The 18928-nt window shown below is 55.2% G+C and carries 20 protein-coding genes; 11 read left to right on the plus strand and 9 right to left on the minus strand.

Translation table 11 applies throughout. The features are described from left to right. Window positions 1-85 precede the first annotated feature (85 nt). A complete protein-coding gene (locus ACR0AH_RS16560; protein ID WP_170399458.1) occupies window positions 86-586 on the plus strand; it encodes an FxsA family protein in 501 nt (166 codons plus the stop codon). Window positions 587-640: 54 nt separating this feature from the next. After that, complete coding sequence (gene secB, locus ACR0AH_RS16565; RefSeq protein ID WP_170399455.1) at window positions 641-1144, plus strand: protein-export chaperone SecB; 504 nt, start codon at window positions 641-643, stop codon at window positions 1142-1144. A 25-nt stretch (window positions 1145-1169) separates the two neighbouring features. On the opposite strand, the gene dnaQ is transcribed toward secB, so the two are convergent. The 4 genes from dnaQ to ACR0AH_RS16585 are packed head-to-tail and all read right to left on the minus strand — an operon-like array spanning window position 1170 to window position 3904. Beyond that, complete coding sequence (gene dnaQ / locus ACR0AH_RS16570) at window positions 1170-1892, minus strand: DNA polymerase III subunit epsilon (RefSeq protein WP_170399452.1); 723 nt, start codon at window positions 1890-1892, stop codon at window positions 1170-1172. Continuing rightward, a complete protein-coding gene (gene coaE / locus ACR0AH_RS16575) occupies window positions 1885-2478 on the minus strand; it encodes a dephospho-CoA kinase (RefSeq protein ID WP_480592846.1) in 594 nt (197 codons plus the stop codon). Before coaE ends, dnaQ begins: the two co-directional genes overlap by 8 nt. Next, a complete protein-coding gene (locus ACR0AH_RS16580; RefSeq protein ID WP_480592848.1) occupies window positions 2475-3308 on the minus strand; it encodes a shikimate dehydrogenase in 834 nt (277 codons plus the stop codon). The genes coaE and ACR0AH_RS16580 overlap by 4 nt, the downstream gene beginning before the upstream one ends. Next, on the minus strand, window positions 3305-3904 hold the full coding sequence (locus ACR0AH_RS16585; RefSeq protein WP_480592850.1) for a Maf family protein: 600 nt from the start codon (window positions 3902-3904) through the stop codon (window positions 3305-3307). The genes ACR0AH_RS16580 and ACR0AH_RS16585 overlap by 4 nt, the downstream gene beginning before the upstream one ends. A gap of 403 nt (window positions 3905-4307) precedes the next feature. On the opposite strand from ACR0AH_RS16585, the gene hemJ reads away from it, so the two are divergent. From hemJ to ACR0AH_RS16620, 7 genes are all read left to right on the plus strand, one after another. Next, a complete protein-coding gene (hemJ, locus tag ACR0AH_RS16590) occupies window positions 4308-4757 on the plus strand; it encodes a protoporphyrinogen oxidase HemJ (protein ID WP_170399440.1) in 450 nt (149 codons plus the stop codon). Between the two features lie 126 nt (window positions 4758-4883). Further along, on the plus strand, window positions 4884-6155 hold the full coding sequence (gene rho, locus ACR0AH_RS16595; RefSeq protein WP_170399438.1) for a transcription termination factor Rho: 1272 nt from the start codon (window positions 4884-4886) through the stop codon (window positions 6153-6155). Window positions 6156-6185: 30 nt separating this feature from the next. Then, window positions 6186-7472 (plus strand): tRNA uridine-5-carboxymethylaminomethyl(34) synthesis GTPase MnmE, encoded by a 1287-nt coding sequence (gene mnmE / locus ACR0AH_RS16600; RefSeq protein ID WP_480592852.1) that lies wholly within the window; start codon window positions 6186-6188, stop codon window positions 7470-7472. Window positions 7473-7484: 12 nt separating this feature from the next. After that, window positions 7485-9353 (plus strand): tRNA uridine-5-carboxymethylaminomethyl(34) synthesis enzyme MnmG, encoded by a 1869-nt coding sequence (gene mnmG, locus ACR0AH_RS16605; protein WP_480592854.1) that lies wholly within the window; start codon window positions 7485-7487, stop codon window positions 9351-9353. Next, window positions 9350-9973 (plus strand): 16S rRNA (guanine(527)-N(7))-methyltransferase RsmG, encoded by a 624-nt coding sequence (gene rsmG / locus ACR0AH_RS16610; protein WP_170649056.1) that lies wholly within the window; start codon window positions 9350-9352, stop codon window positions 9971-9973. Before mnmG ends, rsmG begins: the two co-directional genes overlap by 4 nt. Continuing rightward, window positions 9966-10769: an AAA family ATPase gene (locus ACR0AH_RS16615; protein ID WP_170408801.1), complete on the plus strand. Its 804-nt coding sequence runs from the start codon at window positions 9966-9968 to the stop codon at window positions 10767-10769. The genes rsmG and ACR0AH_RS16615 overlap by 8 nt, the downstream gene beginning before the upstream one ends. A gap of 20 nt (window positions 10770-10789) precedes the next feature. Further along, window positions 10790-11683, plus strand: a complete 894-nt coding sequence (locus ACR0AH_RS16620; protein WP_170613556.1) for a ParB/RepB/Spo0J family partition protein — start codon at window positions 10790-10792, stop codon at window positions 11681-11683. Here ACR0AH_RS16620 and ACR0AH_RS16625 read toward each other — a convergent pair. The 4 genes from ACR0AH_RS16625 to rph are packed head-to-tail and all read right to left on the minus strand — an operon-like array spanning window position 11673 to window position 14498. After that, complete coding sequence (locus ACR0AH_RS16625; protein ID WP_170399420.1) at window positions 11673-12026, minus strand: YbaN family protein; 354 nt, start codon at window positions 12024-12026, stop codon at window positions 11673-11675. The two genes, ACR0AH_RS16620 and ACR0AH_RS16625, sit on opposite strands and share 11 nt — an antisense overlap. A gap of 3 nt (window positions 12027-12029) precedes the next feature. Beyond that, the gene (gene hemW, locus ACR0AH_RS16630; RefSeq protein WP_480592856.1) at window positions 12030-13184 is read right to left on the minus strand and encodes a radical SAM family heme chaperone HemW; all 1155 of its coding nucleotides are present in this window, start codon (window positions 13182-13184) and stop codon (window positions 12030-12032) included. Then, window positions 13174-13788, minus strand: a complete 615-nt coding sequence (gene rdgB, locus ACR0AH_RS16635) for an RdgB/HAM1 family non-canonical purine NTP pyrophosphatase (protein WP_480592858.1) — start codon at window positions 13786-13788, stop codon at window positions 13174-13176. Before rdgB ends, hemW begins: the two co-directional genes overlap by 11 nt. After that, entirely contained in the window at window positions 13785-14498 is a 714-nt protein-coding gene (gene rph, locus ACR0AH_RS16640; protein ID WP_480592860.1) for a ribonuclease PH, read from the minus strand. The genes rdgB and rph overlap by 4 nt, the downstream gene beginning before the upstream one ends. 112 nt (window positions 14499-14610) lie before the next feature. Between rph and hrcA the strand changes: the two genes are divergently transcribed. Further along, complete coding sequence (gene hrcA, locus ACR0AH_RS16645; RefSeq protein WP_170399408.1) at window positions 14611-15675, plus strand: heat-inducible transcriptional repressor HrcA; 1065 nt, start codon at window positions 14611-14613, stop codon at window positions 15673-15675. A 10-nt stretch (window positions 15676-15685) separates the two neighbouring features. Further along, complete coding sequence (locus ACR0AH_RS16650) at window positions 15686-16249, plus strand: nucleotide exchange factor GrpE (RefSeq protein ID WP_170399405.1); 564 nt, start codon at window positions 15686-15688, stop codon at window positions 16247-16249. 31 nt (window positions 16250-16280) lie between these two features. On the opposite strand, the gene mutS is transcribed toward ACR0AH_RS16650, so the two are convergent. Beyond that, window positions 16281-18893 carry a DNA mismatch repair protein MutS gene (gene mutS / locus ACR0AH_RS16655; RefSeq protein WP_480592909.1) on the minus strand — a complete coding sequence of 871 codons (2613 nt, stop codon included), beginning with the start codon at window positions 18891-18893 and terminating at the stop codon, window positions 16281-16283. Between the last annotated feature and the right edge of the window lie 35 nt (window positions 18894-18928).

Consider the following 18928-nt stretch of genomic DNA (forward strand, 5'->3'; position numbering starts at 1 on the left):
GCTTTGTATACGCTGCCCTCTGCCACTATGTAGGTGACAGTCGGGGCCAAGTCCACAGCCCGGACCATGCTAAAGGATACCGCAAATGTACTTGTTCTTGGCTTTTTTATTGGTTCCGATCATCGAGATCGCCCTGTTTATCCAGGTTGGCGGTCTGATCGGGCTTTGGCCGACGCTTGCAATCGTGGTTCTGACCGCCGTTCTGGGCACGGTTCTGGTGCGGACACAAGGTCGCATGGCGCTGGCGAATTTGCAGCGATCCTTTGCCGAATTGGACGACCCAACCGAGCCGCTGGCCCATGGGGCGATGATCTTGCTGTCTGGTGTTTTGCTGCTGACACCAGGGTTTTTCACCGATGCCATTGGTTTTGCGCTGCTTGTTCCCGGCATCCGGGTCGCAGTGTTCCGCTATCTCAAGTCCAAGGCGACCATCACACATTTTCAAATGGGCACCGGCGCACAATTCAGGTCGGGGCCAAACCCGTTTGATCAGGACGATGTGATAGATGGCGAATTCACCGAGGTTCGCCCTCGCCAGAACTCCGGAAAGCCGTCGAAGTGGGTGGAAGGCCCGCACCAGCATTGAGCTATCCGGCCCAAATTGCTAAGCAGTGCCGAATTTCAATTCCGGAGAAGTTTCATGGCTGACGAAAGCCCTGCAGAAAACACCGCCGCACAGGCAGCCCCTCAGATCCAGATGCGCGTTCTGGGACAGTTCATTCGCGACATGTCCTTTGAAAACGTCATGGCGCAAAAAGGCGTCTCAGGCGACGTACAGCCCGAGATTTCAGTTCAGGTCAATCTGGACGCAAAGAAACGCACGACCGAGCACCAGTATGAAGTCTCGATCAAGCTAAAACTGACATCCAAGGCCAAGGGCCTAGAAGACGTCCTGTTCCTGTGCGAAATCGACTATTGCGGCCTGTTCCACGTGGAAGGTGTGCCCGAAGATCAAATGCATCCGTTCCTGATGATCGAATGCCCGCGCATGCTGTTCCCGTTCCTGCGCCGCATCGTCAGCGACATCACACGCGACGGTGGCTACCCGCCGGTCAACCTGGATAACATTGATTTCGTGGCGCTCTATCGCAACGAACTGGCGCGCCGTCAGGCGGCCGCTCAAGAGCAAAAAACCGACGCCTAAGGTTTTGGTCCGCGTCTGGTTCGTGTCAGGCGCGGGTCCACAGGGCGTTCTCGCCCAGCTTTTCAACAAATTTCTGATGTGCTGCGCGCTCATCCTCGGTGATCCGGGATGGCAGGGCATCCGGTCGCGCTGTCGGGCGCCATTCCTCACCACCGCCAGACGCTGCACTTGCCGACGTTGACAATCCAAAGTCGGGCTGACGGCCTCCGATCAGCTCCAGATACACTTCGGCCAGAATTTCCGAGTCAAGCAGCGCGCCGTGCAGCACCCTGTTCGAATTGTCGATGCCAAACCGGCGGCACAATGCATCCAACGAAGCGGGTGATCCCGGAAACCGTTTGCGGGCAATGGCCAGCGTGTCGATTGCCTGATCCATCGGGATCAGCGACACCCCCATCCAGCCCAGTTCGGCGTTCAGAAACTTCATGTCGAACGAAGCGTTGTGGATCACCAGCTTGGCGTCACCCACGAATTCACGAAACCCTTGCCCAACCTTGGCAAAGACAGGTTTGTCCTTCAGCGTCACTTCGCCCTTTTCCGGCGGGCGCGGGTTTTCCAGCAGGTCGGGGCCGATGCCATGCACACCAAATGCCTCTTCCGGCATAGAACGCTCGGGGTTGATGTAGACGTGATAAGTTTCTCCTGTGGCAACGTGGTTCCACAGCTCAACCGCGCCGATCTCGACGATCCGGTCGCCGCTTTCGGGATCAAACCCTGTGGTCTCGGTATCGAGTACAATCTCACGCATCTGCCAACCCTGCCCGTATCTGCCTGACGATATCCTGCACCTGCGCGCGAGCATGGTCCAGAGTATCCGTGACAATCACGAAATCCGACCGCCCGCATTTCTCTTCGTTTGGCATTTGCTTGGAGCGAATCTGCTCAAACTGCGCCTCATTCATCGTGCCGCGCGCCATGACCCGTCTTTTTTGTTCTTCAGCAGAGATTGAAACACAAGCAACAGCATCCACCGCCGCATCACCACCGGTTTCAAACAACAGCGGAATGTCGAATACCAAGATATCGGCGGACGACGAAGAACGAAATGAGGCGCGATCCGCCGCTACCAGAGGGTGTACGATTTTTTCAATTGTTTTTAGCGCGTCAGGATCATTCGCAATGATTTGCTTCAATGCATCCCGGCTGACCGCATCCTCGGCAATGGCGGTGGGAAACGTAATCCGCACGGGCTCAACCGCCGCGCCGCCCTTTGCATAGAGCCGATGCACCGCAGCATCCGCATCCCAAAGCGCACAGCCTTCATCTGCAAACATCTGAGCGGTCGTGCTTTTTCCCATTCCGATTGATCCGGTGAGCCCCAGCGCAAAACTCATGCCAAGGCCGCCGCGCGGGTTTCAGCGTCCACTTCGGGGCGAACACCGAACCAGCGTTCAAACCCGGGAACAGCTTGATGCAGCAACATTCCCAGCCCGTCGACCGTTGTACATCCAACCTCTTCCGCCTGTTTTAACAGATGCGTTTGAAGCGGCGCGTATACCAGATCGGTGACAACAGCGCCGGGTTGCAATCCATCCAGTGGAACGCGTAACTCTGGCTGCCCTTGCATACCCAAAGACGTGGTGTTCACGACTAGTTCTGCGTCTTCGATCACATTTCCCGCCTGCACCCAGTCAACGACCGTAATCCGTTGGCCGAACTCTTCCTTCAAATGATCCGCACGGGTGCGGGTGCGGTTGGTCAACAGGATTTCAGGCACTCCGGCTTCTGCCAGCGCTTGAAGCACCGCCCGCGCAGCACCGCCCGCACCAAATACAACCGCAGGCCCATCCTGCGGGTTCCAATCGGGCGCACCGCTGCGAAGATTGGCCATGAACCCGTAGCCATCCGTATTATCCGCGTGAATTGAACCATCCTCGCGGAATACAAGCGTATTTGCCGCCCCGATGACTGAGGCACGGTCCGAGACATGATCCGCCAACCGCAAAGCAGCCTCTTTATGCGGTACGGTCACGTTGGCCCCAACAAACCCAGCCTTGGGTAGTGTCCGCAGAACGGTTTCCAGATCGGCCGGGGAGACATCCATTGGGATGTAGTGCCCCACCAATCCATAGGTTTTCAGCCAATGCCCGTGCAGTTTTGGCGAGCGGGAATGTGCAATGGGTTGCCCAATCACGCCGGCCAGAGGAACGCGATGCTCCGTCATTGATCGATTACTCCCTTTACGGCCAGAAAATTGAGCAACTCTAACAGGGGCATACCCAAAACATTAAAATAGTCGCCGTCAATGGTAGCAAACAGGCGCACGCCTTCTTCTTCCAGTTTATAAGCCCCCACTGCGTGCCGAATACTGTCCCAGTTCCGCGCCACGTAATCACGTAAATAAGCATCCGAGCTGGCCCGCATCCGCAAACGCACCTGACCGACTTGCCGCCAGATGGGCTCACCATCCTGATAGATCACCGCCGCCGACAGCAACATATGTCGCTTGCCGCGCATTGCTTTAAGCTGCGCCAGTGCTTCTTCCGGCGTTTCCGGCTTCGACAGCATCTGACCTTCGAAATCCAGAACCTGATCGCAACCCAGAACCATAGTGCCGGGCACTTTGTCACTGATCTTACGTGCTTTCATTTCGGCAAGCGCATCGGCAACATCACGGGGCGGAGCTCCCTCAGCCATCAGGGCGCGTTTGGCTGTGTCTTCATCCACCCGCGCGATCTGAACCGAAAACGGGACGCCTGCGTTTCTGAGCAACTGCGCGCGGATCACGGACCCTGAGGCAAGGACTATGGGGACAGTCATGTGGAAAACCCCGTGTGCAAATCAATGAGTAGTCTCGAATGGTTTGTATGGCTTTCCGGTTGACACGCAACCCCGGGAATTTGGCGCAAGACTTCCCCGAGTCGCCCGGATCCTGTCCAGACGGGACAAGGATAAGTTGGAATACTCGGATAAGCATCCCGTCCCGGATTGTTCCAATGGTTATCCACAATTCAGCCCGAGCTTTTATCTCATAATTTATTGTTATTAATAATTTTTTTTCTTGATCAACAGATTCTGCGCCGATGTGCTTCACTTTTTCCACCTGGGGAAAAAGGCAGGACAAAAAAGTAATCCACCGAATTTGACCTCCCTACAAAACCATCATCCTTTTTCTTTCTTATTTTTTTTATTAGGAGGGTTTCAGGTAAGCCCGGAATACCCAATGACCGATATTCTTTTCGCAATATACCCTTGGGTGAAATCGCTGCACATCATGGCCGTGATTTCATGGATGGCTGGTTTATTCTATCTGCCCAGATTGTTCGTGTATCACGTTGAAAAGGCGCAAGCCGTAGAGGGTGCGCAACAGATTTTCTTTGAAATGGAAGAAAAGCTGCTGCGTGTGATCATGCGCCCCGCAATGGTCGTGGCCTGGGTTTGCGGGCTGATCATGGTGTTCACGCCTGGTATCGTCGGATGGGATTGGAGCTGGCCGTGGGTCAAAGGCGCAGCAGTGATCGGCATGACATGGTTTCACCATTGGCTTATGGCTCGGCGCAAGGACTTTGCTGAGGGGCGAAATAAGCTGACTGGGCGGCAGTACCGCATGATGAATGAGGTTCCGACCGTTCTAATGGTTGTTATCGTTCTAGCGGTCGTTGTGAAGTTCTGAGGGCCTGTTTGACTCTTCTTAGGTAAGCGCTTATCTAACGCGTAACGCGCCCGTCCGGGCGAGGTATCTTCCGTTCTGAAATTCCACTCTGGTGCCGCGATCCAAGCGGCCGAGGTTCGTATCATCATGACAACTGAATCCCTGAATCTGGCCGATCTCAAGGCCAAAAGCCCCAAAGACCTTCTGGCCATGGCCGAGGAGCTTGAGGTCGAAAACGCCTCAACCATGCGCAAGGGCGAGATGATGTTCCAGATTCTGCGCGAACGTGCGGATGAGGGCTGGACCATCGGCGGCGATGGCGTGCTAGAGGTTCTGCAAGACGGCTTCGGTTTCCTGCGCTCGCCCGAGGCGAACTATCTGCCGGGCCCGGATGACATCTATGTTTCGCCTGACATGATCCGTAAGCACTCGCTGCGCACTGGAGATACGGTTGAAGGTGAGATCAAAGCGCCTGACGAGAATGAGCGCTATTTCGCGCTGACCAATGTCACCAAGATCAACTTTGAAAATCCGGACAAGGCCAAGCACAAGATCCTGTTCGACAACCTGACGCCTCTGTATCCAGATGAGCGTCTGAAGATGGAAATCGAAGATCCCACCATCAAGGACAAATCCGCCCGTGTGATCGATCTGGTTTCACCGATCGGTAAAGGCCAGCGTTCGCTGATCGTGGCGCCGCCGCGGACCGGTAAGACGGTGATCCTGCAGAACATCGCGCATTCCATCGAACAGAACCACCCGGAGTGTTATCTGATCGTCCTGCTGATCGACGAACGCCCGGAAGAGGTGACGGATATGCAGCGCTCGGTGAAGGGTGAGGTTGTGTCTTCGACCTTCGACGAACCGGCAACCCGTCACGTGGCTGTGTCGGAAATGGTGATCGAAAAAGCCAAGCGTCTTGTCGAACATAAACGAGATGTTGTTATTCTTCTCGATTCGATCACAAGACTTGGTAGGGCGTTTAACACCGTAGTGCCATCCTCGGGTAAAGTTCTGACCGGTGGTGTGGACGCAAATGCCCTGCAACGGCCCAAGCGCTTCTTTGGTGCGGCGCGGAATATTGAAGAAGGTGGTTCTCTGACCATCATCGCCACCGCCCTGATCGATACCGGCAGCCGGATGGACGAAGTGATCTTTGAAGAATTCAAAGGCACCGGTAACTCGGAGATCGTTCTGGATCGGAAAATCGCCGACAAGCGCGTATTCCCAGCGATCGATATCCTCAAGTCTGGCACAAGGAAAGAAGACCTGCTGGTCGACAAGGGCGATCTGGCCAAGACATTCGTTCTGCGCCGTATCCTCAACCCAATGGGCACAACAGACGCGATCGAATTCCTGTTGTCGAAGTTGAAACAGACCAAGACAAACGGCGAGTTCTTCGATTCGATGAACACCTGATAGGGTCTGGCACTGACGCGGGGGCTATCAATGGATACGATATTCGCCCTGGCCAGCGCCCAGGGCAAAGCAGGCGTTGCAGTGATCAGGCTGTCTGGTCCGCAGGCGCTTTCAGCCGCTAATGCGCTGACCGGAGGTGGTTTACCCCTGCGCGGTATGACGGTCCGAACCCTTCGCGCGCCTGATGGTTCGCGGCTGGATGAAGGGCTGGTTCTGACCTTTCAGGCTCCGTCCAGCTTTACCGGGGAAGATGTGGCCGAGCTGCAGATTCACGGAAGTATGGCGTCGGTCAACGCCGTGCTGGCATCGCTGTCGGATATGGATGATCTCCGTCTGGCAGAGCCGGGTGAGTTCACGCGTCGTGCGCTGGAAAACGGTAAGATGGATCTGGCGCAAGTCGAAGGCCTCGCCGATCTGATCGATGCAGAAACCGAAGCGCAACGGAAACAGGCACAGACGATTTTGGCTGGTGCCTTGGGCACATTGGCTGAAGGTTGGCGGCGGGATCTGATCCGTGCGGCGTCCTTGTTGGAAGCCGTTATTGATTTTGCTGATGAAGAGGTACCGACAGATGTATCACCTGAGGTTCGGACGTTGATCTCTGGTGTGATGGCCGAATTGACCCAAGAAGCCAAAGGTGTTCGGATCGCCGAGCGCATTCGCACCGGCTTTGAGGTCGCCATAGTTGGTCTTCCGAACGCAGGAAAATCGACCTTGCTGAATGCGTTGGCAGGGCGGGAAGCCGCTATTACCTCGGAATATGCCGGGACAACCCGTGATGTGATTGAAGTTCGTATGGACTTGGACGGATTGCCTGTCACGCTGCTGGACACGGCCGGTTTGAGGCAAACCGATGATCACGTTGAAAACCTGGGAATTGAACTGGCGCGCAAACGGGCAGAGGCGGCCGATCTACGAGTATTTCTGTCGGATGAGCCTGATCAGCTAGGTGTACCGATGCAGGCAGATGACATTCATGTTCTGCCAAAATCTGACCTGCGTGAGCCCTTTTCCGGTGGTATATCGGGGAAAACCGGGCACGGGATTGACCAGTTGATAGACAACATATCGCGTGTACTGACTGTTCGAACAGCTAGCCATGGTATTGCAACGCGGGAACGTCACCGTATTGCGATGACTAAAGCATCGGACGCACTTGCGGCTGCGCGAGATGTTCTGGAATCAGGTCCGGACATGTATGATATAGCTGCTGAAGAGTTGAGAACGGCAATTCGGTCGCTTGAATCTTTGGTTGGCAGGATTGATGTCGAAACCCTTTTGGATGAAATCTTCGCAAGTTTCTGTCTGGGAAAATAGGGAGTGTTTCACGTGAAACATTCGAGATTTGATGTTGTAGTCATTGGCGCTGGACATGCCGGTACCGAAGCTGCCCATGCGGCAGCACGGATGGGTGCGAACACGGCGCTGGTTACTTTGTCCGAACAGGACATCGGTGTCATGTCCTGCAATCCTGCGATCGGAGGGCTAGGGAAAGGTCATCTGGTCCGTGAAATCGATGCAATGGACGGGGTCATGGGTCGTGTGGCTGATCGTGCCGGCATTCAGTTTCGTCTATTGAACCGACGTAAAGGACCAGCTGTTCAAGGCCCAAGGGCGCAAGCGGACCGTGCGCTTTATCGGACCGCGATGAAGGAAGAAACGAAAAAACAAGACAATTTGTCGGTGATCACTGGGGAAGTGATCGATTTCCTAATGGATGGTGACTGCGTAATCGGTGTCAAACTAGCCGACGGTTCCGAGGTCCCAGCTCAGACAGTTGTTCTGACGTCGGGTACATTTCTGCGCGGTGTAATTCACATAGGAGACGTTACAAGGCCAGGTGGACGCATGGGGGATCGTCCATCGGTTAGGTTGGCTGAGCGCCTTGACGCGTTTGAATTACCGACGGCACGGCTGAAAACAGGTACGCCACCGAGGTTGGACGGACGAACCATAAATTGGGATATACTTGAACGACAGGATGGCGATGCAGAGCCAACACTGTTTTCATTCATGTCCCAAGCGGTGACGGCGCCGCAAATCGCCTGTGGAATAACTCATACCAATGCTCAGACGCACGGAATAATCGAGAAAAATCTATCGCGATCAGCAATGTATGGAGGTCATATTGATGGTGTTGGTCCCAGATATTGCCCTTCAATCGAAGATAAAATCGTCCGATTTGCGGAAAAGAAGTCACACCAGATATTTCTGGAACCAGAAGGCGTGCGGGATCATACAGTGTATCCAAACGGGATTTCAACGTCTTTGCCCGAAGATGTACAAGTCGAATATGTCCAATCCATCGTAGGATTGGAAAGCGCGGTAATCCTACAACCCGGATACGCGATTGAATACGACTACGTTGACCCGCGCGTTCTATCTGCGTCTTTGTCTGTGCCCGATGTTCCTGGTCTATATCTTGCAGGACAGATCAATGGGACCACAGGATATGAGGAAGCGGCCGCGCAAGGCCTCGTTGCAGGTTTGAATGCAGCTCTGGAAACACAGGGACGTGCGCCAATACATTTTACACGCTCAGACAGCTATATTGGCGTGATGATTGACGATTTGACAACTCGGGGCGTTGCCGAGCCTTATCGGATGTTCACATCCCGTGCAGAGTTTCGCCTATCACTTCGTGCTGACAACGCAGATCAAAGACTGACTCCGATTGGCGAGCAGCTGGGCTGTGTGGGTGAACTCCGCCGCAAGGTTTTTGCTGAGAAATCAGAAAAGCTTGAAAAAGCAAAGAATAAACTGACAGAGACCACATATACGCCAAAGCAAATTCGCGAAGCTGGTATCAGCATAAATCAAGACGGAAACCGGCGTGATGGAATGGCGGTTCTTGCTTTTCCAGAAGTATCGTTTGAAGACATGGTTTTGCTCGAACCCGATCTACAGAATACAGACGATGAAATTCGCCGTCAGGTCGAGCGCGATGCGTTGTATGCAAACTATATTGCGCGCCAACAACGGGATGTCGAAGCAATGAAGCGCGATGAGGCGCATGAAATTCCTCGGGATTTCAATTATTTTGCGCTTGATGGTCTGTCGAATGAAATGAAGCAAAAGCTATCGCAGGCGAAGCCTGCGAATATTGCGCAGGCGAGTCGGGTAGAAGGTGTCACGCCTGCGGCTTTAACTCTCGTCCTGGCGAAGCTCAGGCGTGATGTGAAAGCCAGAAAAGCATGATTTATCAGAACGTCGCTTCTGCGGAGGCTCTGGATGTTTCACGTGAAACATTCGAACGCCTGGTGATCTATGTATCTCTGCTTGAAAAATGGAACCCAAAAATCAATCTGGTTTCAAGAAATAGTCTTGAAGAGATTTGGATTCGCCATATCAAAGACTCCATTCAAGTTTTTCAGAACGCAGATCGGGTAGATCATTGGGTGGATTTAGGCAGCGGAGGCGGCTTTCCTGGCATGGTCTGCGCCATCATGGCAATTGAATCTGCGCCTGAAACGCGTTTCACATTAGTCGAAAGCGACCAACGTAAATCCGCATTTCTTCGAAGTGTGACCAGAGAGAGTGGCGCCAATTGTTCCGTGATCTCTCGTCGAATCGAAGCCATTGATCCCTTGCATGCGGACGTGCTTTCAGCTCGGGCTCTGGCTGATCTGACCACTCTAATGTCATTTTGTGACAGGCATTTAAGTAAAAACGGTACAGCGTTGTTGCCAAAAGGCGCAACCTGGAAAAAAGAGCTGGAAGATGCGCGCAAAGAATGGAAATTCGAGGCTGAACCCATTAAGAGTTCAACAGAACCCCAAGCCGTTATCCTGAAAATCAAAGGAGTTGCACGTGGTTGATCTGTCTCGTCCTGCTGGGCCTCGGATTATCGCGGTTGCTAATCAAAAGGGCGGGGTCGGGAAAACCACTACAGCGATCAATCTGGCAGCCGGATTGGCCGAGGCCGGATGCAAGGTTCTTGTGGTCGATCTCGATCCTCAGGGAAATGCCTCTACGGGTCTAGGGGTCGAAGATCGCGACTGGACGACATATGATCTTCTTCTCGACGATGCACCCTTGGAAGCTGTGGTGCAGGAGACCGAGATCGGTAATCTTTTTGTGGTTCCGGCGACCGTAGATCTCAGCTCGGCAGATATTGAGCTGATCTCGAATGAAAAGCGCAGTTATTTGCTGCATGACGCGCTTCGACAGACTGCAATTGATGCTTTCGATCTGGACTTTGTGCTGATTGATTGTCCGCCGTCCTTGAACCTGCTCACCGTAAACGCAATGGTAGCAGCGCATTCCGTCCTTGTACCATTGCAAAGTGAGTTCTTTGCGCTGGAAGGCCTGTCACAATTGATGTTGACCATTCGCGAGGTTCGTCAGACCGCCAATCCTGACCTCAGAATCGAAGGTGTTGTGTTAACGATGTATGACAACCGCAACAACTTGTCCCGTCAGGTCGAAAAGGATGCGCGTGACAATCTGGGTGAGATGGTATTTAAAACCAAGATACCCAGAAATGTGCGGGTCAGCGAAGCACCATCTTACGCGCTTCCTGTGCTGCAATATGATTCGGGTTCGCTCGGGGCGATGGCGTACCGGTATCTCGCCCGAGAGGTTATGCACAAGAACAACAAGGTAGCCATTTAAGTGGCCGTGAGGAGGGCAACATGAATGCCAGGAAAGGAAAACCCCGAGGATTAGGTCGCGGGCTATCTGCGTTGATGGCTGATGTCGCACCAGAAGCTGACGGTCGGATTGTATCTGAACCCCGCCGTCCGGATCTCACGGTACCGATCGAAAAACTGCAGGCGAACCCAGATCAGCCGCGCCGCCGTTTCGCGCAAGAGCAATTGGATGAGCTTGCGGCCTCGGTCAAGGAAAAGGGTATTATCCAGCCGCTGATTGTCCGCAGCATCGATGGTGGCCAATACGAAATCGTTGCGGGTGAACGGCGCTGGCGTGCTGCGCAGATGGCGCAACTGCATGATATCCCAGTTATTGTTCGCGAATTTGATGACACCGAAGTGCTTGAGGTCGCGATTATCGAGAACATTCAGCGCGCAGATCTGAACGCGGTGGAAGAGGCGGCAGGCTTTAAGCAATTGATGGATCGCTTTGGTCACACGCAAGAAAAGCTGGCCGAAGCGCTTGGTAAAAGCAGAAGCCATATCGCTAATCTGCTGCGTCTTTTGTCACTCCCATTGGATGTACAAACCCTTGTAATAGAAGGAAAATTATCCGCCGGTCATGCAAGGGCATTGATCACGGCAGAAAACCCATCGGAGCTGGCGAAACAGGTGGTTCGTGAGGGCCTTTCGGTGCGTGCGACCGAGGCATTAGTGAAAAAGCAGCAAGGTGGAGCGGATAAGCCGGCTCCGAAATCCAGAAACCTGAATGCTGGGAAGGACGCAGACACCCGAGCGCTTGAAAAGGATTTGTCTGCGATTCTGGCGATGAAGGTGACGATCAACCATAAGGCCGGATCTGAATCCGGGCAGGTTGTGTTGGCTTATGAGAACCTGGATCAGTTGGATGATCTGTGCGCGAAGCTCAGCCGTTAGGTCGGGTCCAGATAAAGAGCATCACAGCGCTGAGCACAATGGCCTGAATGATCAGGACGTGAGAAGGAACCGACAGCAGAACCGATAAGCCAAATACGGCGGCAACCGAAAGGGTGGCCGCCTTTTTTGCACCGGGTCTGATCGCGCCAGAGCTTTGCCAATCGATGATCATAGGACCAAAGGTTCGATGGCTCAGCAACCAGTTATGTAGCCGTGACGATGAGCGGGCAAAAAAGAACGCGGCCAACAGAAGAAATGGCACCGTCGGCAGCAGCGGCAGAGCGACTCCGATCATGGCAAGCGCAACGCATAACAACCCCAATCCGGCCCAGAGAAATTGCATCTGTTACTCCAACAGCTCTCGGATTACCGCGTTGAGCACGGCGCGCCCGTTTGAAGTGGCGCGCAATTGATTGCGATCAAGGGTTAGCATGCCCAGATCGATCAGTGAATCAAGTTTGTCATGCGAAAGTTCTTCACCTGCAAGCCGAGTATATCTGTCTATATTAAGGCCCTCGACCAAACGCAGACACATCATAAGGTATTCTGAGGCTTGTTCACGTTGGCTAAGCTCGAACCGATTGCTTTCGCCGTGCCCGTTGGAGGCAGCTTTCAGCCATTTGTTTGGTGAAAGGTGAGTTTCTGTTGCGAATTTTTGGCCACCCTTTGTGATCCGCCCGTGCGCGCCGGGTCCAATACCGATGTAATCACCATAACGCCAATAGATGAGGTTATGCCGTGATTCCGCTCCGGGCCGGGCGTGGTTTGAGATCTCATAGGCAGGCAGCCCATGCGCTTCGCAGATTTCCTGCGTCGCCAGATACATATCCGCAGCGTTGTCATCCTCGGGCAAACCGCGCAGCTTGCCCAGGGCATAGCGATCACCAAAGGCTGTGCCTTCCTCAATGGTCAGTTGGTATAGCGACAGGTGATCAACTGCCATCGATAGGGCTTCGGTCAGCTCAGCACGCCAGGCGTCCAGAGTTTGATGCTGGCGGGCATAGATCAGATCAAAGCTCACACGGTCAAAGCAAGAGCGCGCGATATCGAAGGCAGCGCGAGCCTCGGCAACCGTGTGAATGCGCCCCAGACGACGCAGGTCATCGTCGTTCAAGGCCTGAACACCCATCGAGATGCGGTTCACGCCCGCATCATGATAGGCCGCGAACCGCCCGGCCTCGACCGAGCCTGGATTGGCCTCAAGCGTGATTTCCATATCGTTGGCCGATCGCCAAAGGGCGCGGGCCTTGTCGATGATGGTGGCGACGGTCTCGGGGGCCATCAGTGATGGAGTTCCGCCGCCAAAGAAGATTGTGTTCAAAACCCGGTCAGGAGTTTCGATGGCCGAGCGGCTCAGTTCACTGAGATAACACTCAAGCCATTGTTTTTGGTTAATATTCTTGGAAACGTGGCTGTTGAAATCGCAATAGGGGCACTTGGCCTCGCAAAAGGGCCAATGCACATAAAGGCCAAAGCCCCCGTTTCGCCAATCATCCGCCAAAGCAGCCTTTCACGAATATCTCCACCGCGCGCCCGCGATGGCTGATCTTGTTCTTTTCCCAGCGATCCATTTCGGCAAAGGTAATGTCGTGCCCCTCAGGGACAAACATCGGGTCATAGCCGAACCCGTCCTTGCCACGGATCGGCCAAATCAGGTGACCGGGCGCGATGCCCTCGAACACTTCGTCATGCCCGTCGGGCCAGGCCAGAACCAGTGTGCAGCGAAACTGGGCCATACGCGGGTGGGGGGCGTTTTTCACCTCTAGCTCATTATGGGCGCGAGTCATCGCCATCAGGAAATCGCGGCCACTGCCGGTTTCGGCCCAATCGGCGGTGTAAACACCGGGTGCGCCATCCAATGCATCGATGGTGATCCCGGAATCGTCCGACAAGGCAGGTAGGCCGGTCGCCTTTGCAGCTGCGTGGGCCTTGATCCGGGCGTTGCCGACGAAAGTGTCTTCGGTCTCTTCCGGTTCGGGCAGGTTCATTTCGCCCGCGCCGACAACCGTTACGCCAAAGGGCTCAAGCAGATGCGCCATCTCCTCGAGCTTGCCTTTGTTGTGGGTGGCGACCAGCAGTCGATCACCTTCGAACCTGCGAGTCATGCGGTTGCAGCTTTCTGGACAGCAGCAAGTTCACCCACGCCTTTCTCGGCCAGGTCCATCAGTTGATCCATTTGCGCGCGGCTGAAAACGGATCCTTCGGCGCTCATCTGCACTTCGATCAGCTTGCCCGAGCCGGTCATGATGAAATTGCCGTCAACGCCAGCTTCGCTATCTTCGGGATAGTCCAGATCTAGCACGGGCTGACCGGCATAAATTCCGCAGGAAACGGCCGCAACAGGGTCTAACAAAGGGTCGGATATCACATCGCCCGTTTTCATCAGCTTGTTCACGGCAAGGCGCAGCGCTACCCAACCGCCAGTGATCGAGGCACAGCGGGTGCCGCCGTCGGCTTGAATGACATCGCAGTCGACGGTGATCTGACGCTCACCCAACGCAACCCGATCCACACCGGCGCGGAGGGCGCGGCCGATCAGGCGTTGAATCTCAACCGTGCGGCCACCTTGCTTGCCGCTGGCAGCCTCGCGCCGCATCCGCGTATTGGTCGCACGGGGCAGCATGCCATATTCAGCGGTGACCCAGCCCAGGCCCGAGCCCTTTATAAAAGGCGGCACCCGATCCTCAATTGTGGCGGTGCACAGCACATGCGTGTCGCCCATCTTGATCAGGCAAGAGCCTTCGGCATGTTTGGTGAACCCCGTTTCAATTGAAACGGCGCGCATTTCGTTTAGATCACGTCCTGAGGGTCGCATGAGAAATCCTTTATCTGCTGGGTTGGGGATACCGTCCTGCGGCGTTACGATGCAAGCCCGATTGACCTTTCATTTGCCTGCGATTTAATGACGATCCAGCAGAGGGCCGCCGATGAGCGAAGCAAGCAAAATTCTGGACGAGATGAATGACCGGTCGCGCGAGGTGTTCCGGTTGATTGTCGAAAGCTATCTGGAAAGCGGTGAACCCGTGGGCAGCCGGACTCTGACGCGCACATTGTCCGAGAAAGTCAGTGCTGCGACCGTACGCAATGTGATGCAGGATCTTGAATTTCTGGGTTTGCTCGACAGTCCGCATGTCAGCGCTGGTCGAATTCCAACACAGCAGGGGCTGCGCATGTTCGTGGACGGATTGCTAGAAATGGGCGATCTGGGTGCGGATGATCGGCAGAAGCTGGACGAAACACTAGGCTCTAACGCAGGCGATGTGGGTGGTATGCTCGATCGCGTCGGCGCGGCGCTATCACACGTGACACAAGGGGCTTCGCTGGTTCTGACGCCAAAGCATGAGGCCGAGATCAAGCATATCGAGTTCGTCTCGCTTGGTCATGACCGGGCCTTGGTGGTTTTGGTGTTTTCGGACGGGCAGGTAGAAAACCGGCTGTTTACACCTCCGCCTGGGCAGACGCCAAGCTCGATGCGCGAGGCCGCAAATTTCCTGAATGCACTGATCGAAGGTCGAACGCTTGGCGAAGTGCGGCGGCAGATGCTGTCGCAGATCGACGCGCGGAAACAGGAAATCGATGTTCTGGCGCGTGAGATGGTCGAGAGCGGCATTGCCGCATGGGACGGGGACGGTGGCGACTCGGCCCGGCTGATCGTGCGCGGGCGTGCGAATCTGTTAAATGAGCCGGGTCAGGCAGAAGAGCTTGATCGAATCCGCACCCTGTTTGACGACCTTGAACGCAAACGCGATATCGCCGAATTCCTTGAATTGACCGAAGAAGGCGAAGGTGTGCGCATTTTTATTGGCTCTGAGAACAAACTTTTCTCACTTTCGGGTTCCTCTTTGGTGGTGTCTCCATATATGAACGCTGATCGTAAGATAATCGGTGCGGTTGGGGTCATTGGACCCACACGTCTGAATTACGGGCGAATCGTACCAATCGTGGATTATACGGCGCAACTGGTCGGCAAGCTGATTTCCGACCGGAGCTAGAGGGTAAGAGATGGCAGAGCCCAAGAACGAAGATTTTCTGGACGACATCATGTCCGCCGAGGCGGAAGAGTTTGCCGAAGATTTTGCTGAGATCAGCGATGAGGCGCTTGAGGTCGATCAACTGCGTGCTGAGCGCGATGATTACAAAGACAAGTTCATGCGTGCGCTGGCCGATGCCGAAAATGCGCGCAAGCGTGGCGACAAGGCGCGTCGGGATGCGGAACAATATGGCGGGTCAAAACTGGCCCGCGACATGCTTCCGGTTTACGACAATATGAAACGCGCGCTTGAGGCCGCGACGGATGAGCAGAAAGAGGTTGCCGCCGGCTTGCTGGAAGGTGTCGAGTTGACCATGCGCGCGCTGAAGGATGTGTTCCAGAAGCATGGGATTGAGGTGATTACGCCACAGGTCGGGGACAGGTTCGACCCGAATGTACATGAGGCGATGTTCGAGGCCCCGGTGCCCGGAACCAAAGCCGGCGACATCATTCAGGTGTCGGCAGAAGGCTTCATGCTGCACGACAGGTTGTTGCGCCCGGCGCAGGTTGGGGTGTCGTCAACGCCCGCAAGCTGAACAGTTCCTGGGTCAACCGGGTTCGAGGCGGTCAGGATCTGGCCGCCTCTTTCAGTTTGTAGATCAAGTCCAAGGCTTCGCGGGGGCTGAGTTCATCTGGAAGGATGGTTTCCAGCATATCAGTAACGGGCGAGGTTTTTGGCGCAGGGGGAGGCGGCGGCGCAGCTGAAAACAGGGGCAGATCGTCGATCAGTGCTTTCTGCTTACCGCCTTCACGTTCGGTTTTTTCTAATTGATCCAACACGATACGGGCGCGGTCCACGACCGAGGCGGGCAAGCCAGCCAATTGTGCAACCTGGACGCCGTAAGACCGATCGGCAGCGCCTTTATGTACCTCATGCAGAAAGATGACTTCACCCTCCCATTCTTTGACTGCAACGGTCGCGTTTTCTACACCGTTCAGACTTCCAGCGAGTGCAGTTAATTCGTGGTAGTGGGTGGCGAACAATGCGCGGCATTGGTTTGCCGCGTGTAGGTGTTCCAGTGTGGCCCAGGCAATGGAAAGGCCGTCGTAGGTCGCGGTGCCTCGGCCGATCTCATCAAGGATTACGAGCGCGCGGTCGTCGGCCTGATTCAGAATAGCTGCGGTTTCGACCATTTCGACCATAAACGTCGAGCGGCCCCGCGCCAGATCGTCTGACGCTCCGACGCGGCTGAACAATTGACTGACTAATCCGATTTGCGCCCGTTCTGTCGGAACATAGCTGCCCATCTGCGCCAGTAGGGCGATCAGCGCATTCTGGCGCAGGAAGGTTGATTTACCGGCCATGTTGGGACCGGTGAGCAACCAAATTGCAGCGCCTGCATCGGCGCTCAGATCGCAGTCGTTGGCGATGAAAGCATCGCCGCTTTGCTGCCTCAGGGCATGCTCGACCACCGGGTGACGGCCTCCTTTGATGTCGAATGCGCGTGACCCGTCGACCTTTGGACGGCACCAGCTTTCGCCGCGAGCCAGATCGGCGAGTGCAGTGGTTAAATCCAGCTCAGCCAGTCCGCGCGCGGCCTGATTTAGCCGTGCGGCAATATCCAGAATAGCCCCAGAAAGCCTTTGATAGAGCCGTTTTTCGATCTCTAACGCGAGATTTCCGGCATTCAGAATCTTTGTTTCGATCTCGGACAGCTCCACCGTGGTGAAGCGCACCTGATTGGCGGTGGTTTGGCGGTGGATATAAGTCTCGCTAAATGGCGGGTTCAACATTTTCTCGGCATGGGTTGCCGTGGTCTCGATGAAGTAGCCAAGCACATTGTTGTGTTTGATCTTCAGTGACGTGATGCCGGTATGCTCGGCGTATTTCTGTTGGAAACCTGCGATGACCGAACGGCCTTCGTCACGCAAGGTGCGCGCTTCGTCCAATTCGCTATCAAACCCGGGGGCGATAAAGCCGCCATCGCGGGCCAGCAAGGGTGGATCGGCAACCAATGCTTCGTCCAGCAAGGTCAACAGATCGTCAAATCCGACAAGGTTCTGGACGGCAGTGGCCAGCAGAACAGGCAGATCCTGTGAGGCACAGGTTTCGGCGATTGTTGCGGCTTGTTCCAATCCATTGCGGATAGCGGCCAGATCACGCGGGCCGCCTCGATCCAGCGAAAGACGAGACAAAGCGCGATCCAGATCGGGTGTTTTGCGTAAAGCTTCGCGCAGATCTGAGGCGATCAGGCTATCTTCGACCGCTAAAGATACTGCGTCCAGTCGGGCGTGGATCACATCCAGATTACGCGAGGGGCTGGACAGTCGCTGTTCCAGAAGTCTTGCGCCACCTGGCGTTACTGTTCGGTCGACCACGGACAGCAGCGACCCGGCGCGTCCACCAGACAGTGACCGGGTCAGCTCCAGATTGCGTCGCGTCGCGGCGTCGATCTGAACCACGCGATCCTCGGATTCCTTCAGGGGAGTTTGCAGCAGGGGCAGTTTGCCCTTTTGCGTGATCTCCAGATAATCGATCAGCGCGCCCATGGCCGAAACCTCGGCGCGCCCGAAGTTCCCGAATGCATCCAGAGCGCCCACGTGAAACAACCCGCAGATGCGTTTCTCGGCTGCAGCGCTGTCAAAACTGGCGCGTCCGACAGGCGTAAGCGATATGCCAAGGTCCATGACGGTTTCATGCAGCTTTTCCTCGGACCCATCGGCCACGATCAGCTCAGATGGGGCCAGCCGAGCGAGTTCAGGGCTCAACCGGATTGACGTCAGCGGCATCACGTGAAATGCACCGGTTGAGATATCGGCCCAGGCCAGTGCGGCTTCGTCCCGAACCTCGGCATAGGCGGCCAGAAAGTTGTGCCGCCGCGCCTCTAGCAAGGCATCTTCGGTCAGTGTGCCGGGCGTCACCAGACGCACAACGCCGCGCTTTACCACCGATTTAGAGCCTCTTTTCTTGGCTTCCGCCGGGCTTTCCATCTGCTCGCAGACCGCGACGCGGAACCCTTTTCGGATCAGGGTCAGCAAGTAGCCCTCGGCAGAATGCACCGGCACGCCGCACATCGGGATATCGTCGCCATTGTGTTTGCCGCGCTTGGTCAGCGCGATATCCAACGCCTCAGCCGCGTTCACCGCATCCTCGAAGAACATCTCGTAGAAGTCACCCATGCGATAAAACAGCAGGGCATCTGCATGAGCCTCTTTGATCTCAAGGTACTGCGCCATCATCGGCGTGACTGTGGACAAATTCGGTCCCCTTCTGG

It is taken from the genome of Ruegeria sp. AM5 (genome assembly GCF_056540645.1).

Excerpts from the sequence above, each read along its gene's own strand:
- rdgB (WP_480592858.1), bottom strand. The coding sequence starts at position 13,788 with ATGACTCGCAGGTTCGAAGGTGATCGACTGCTGGTCGCCACCCACAAC.
- mnmE (WP_480592852.1), top strand. The coding sequence starts at position 6,186 with ATGGATACGATATTCGCCCTGGCCAGCGCCCAGGGCAAAGCAGGCGTT.
- ACR0AH_RS16620 (WP_170613556.1), top strand. The coding sequence starts at position 10,790 with ATGAATGCCAGGAAAGGAAAACCCCGAGGATTAGGTCGCGGGCTATCT.
- hrcA (WP_170399408.1), top strand. The coding sequence starts at position 14,611 with ATGAGCGAAGCAAGCAAAATTCTGGACGAGATGAATGACCGGTCGCGC.
- secB (WP_170399455.1), top strand. The coding sequence starts at position 641 with ATGGCTGACGAAAGCCCTGCAGAAAACACCGCCGCACAGGCAGCCCCT.
- ACR0AH_RS16650 (WP_170399405.1), top strand. The coding sequence starts at position 15,686 with ATGGCAGAGCCCAAGAACGAAGATTTTCTGGACGACATCATGTCCGCC.
- mutS (WP_480592909.1), bottom strand. The coding sequence starts at position 18,893 with ATGATGGCGCAGTACCTTGAGATCAAAGAGGCTCATGCAGATGCCCTG.
- coaE (WP_480592846.1), bottom strand. The coding sequence starts at position 2,478 with ATGAGTTTTGCGCTGGGGCTCACCGGATCAATCGGAATGGGAAAAAGC.
- rph (WP_480592860.1), bottom strand. The coding sequence starts at position 14,498 with ATGCGACCCTCAGGACGTGATCTAAACGAAATGCGCGCCGTTTCAATT.
- dnaQ (WP_170399452.1), bottom strand. The coding sequence starts at position 1,892 with ATGCGTGAGATTGTACTCGATACCGAGACCACAGGGTTTGATCCCGAA.
- ACR0AH_RS16560 (WP_170399458.1), top strand. The coding sequence starts at position 86 with ATGTACTTGTTCTTGGCTTTTTTATTGGTTCCGATCATCGAGATCGCC.
- ACR0AH_RS16625 (WP_170399420.1), bottom strand. The coding sequence starts at position 12,026 with ATGCAATTTCTCTGGGCCGGATTGGGGTTGTTATGCGTTGCGCTTGCC.
- hemJ (WP_170399440.1), top strand. The coding sequence starts at position 4,308 with ATGACCGATATTCTTTTCGCAATATACCCTTGGGTGAAATCGCTGCAC.
- ACR0AH_RS16580 (WP_480592848.1), bottom strand. The coding sequence starts at position 3,308 with ATGACGGAGCATCGCGTTCCTCTGGCCGGCGTGATTGGGCAACCCATT.
- rho (WP_170399438.1), top strand. The coding sequence starts at position 4,884 with ATGACAACTGAATCCCTGAATCTGGCCGATCTCAAGGCCAAAAGCCCC.
- ACR0AH_RS16585 (WP_480592850.1), bottom strand. The coding sequence starts at position 3,904 with ATGACTGTCCCCATAGTCCTTGCCTCAGGGTCCGTGATCCGCGCGCAG.
- rsmG (WP_170649056.1), top strand. The coding sequence starts at position 9,350 with ATGATTTATCAGAACGTCGCTTCTGCGGAGGCTCTGGATGTTTCACGT.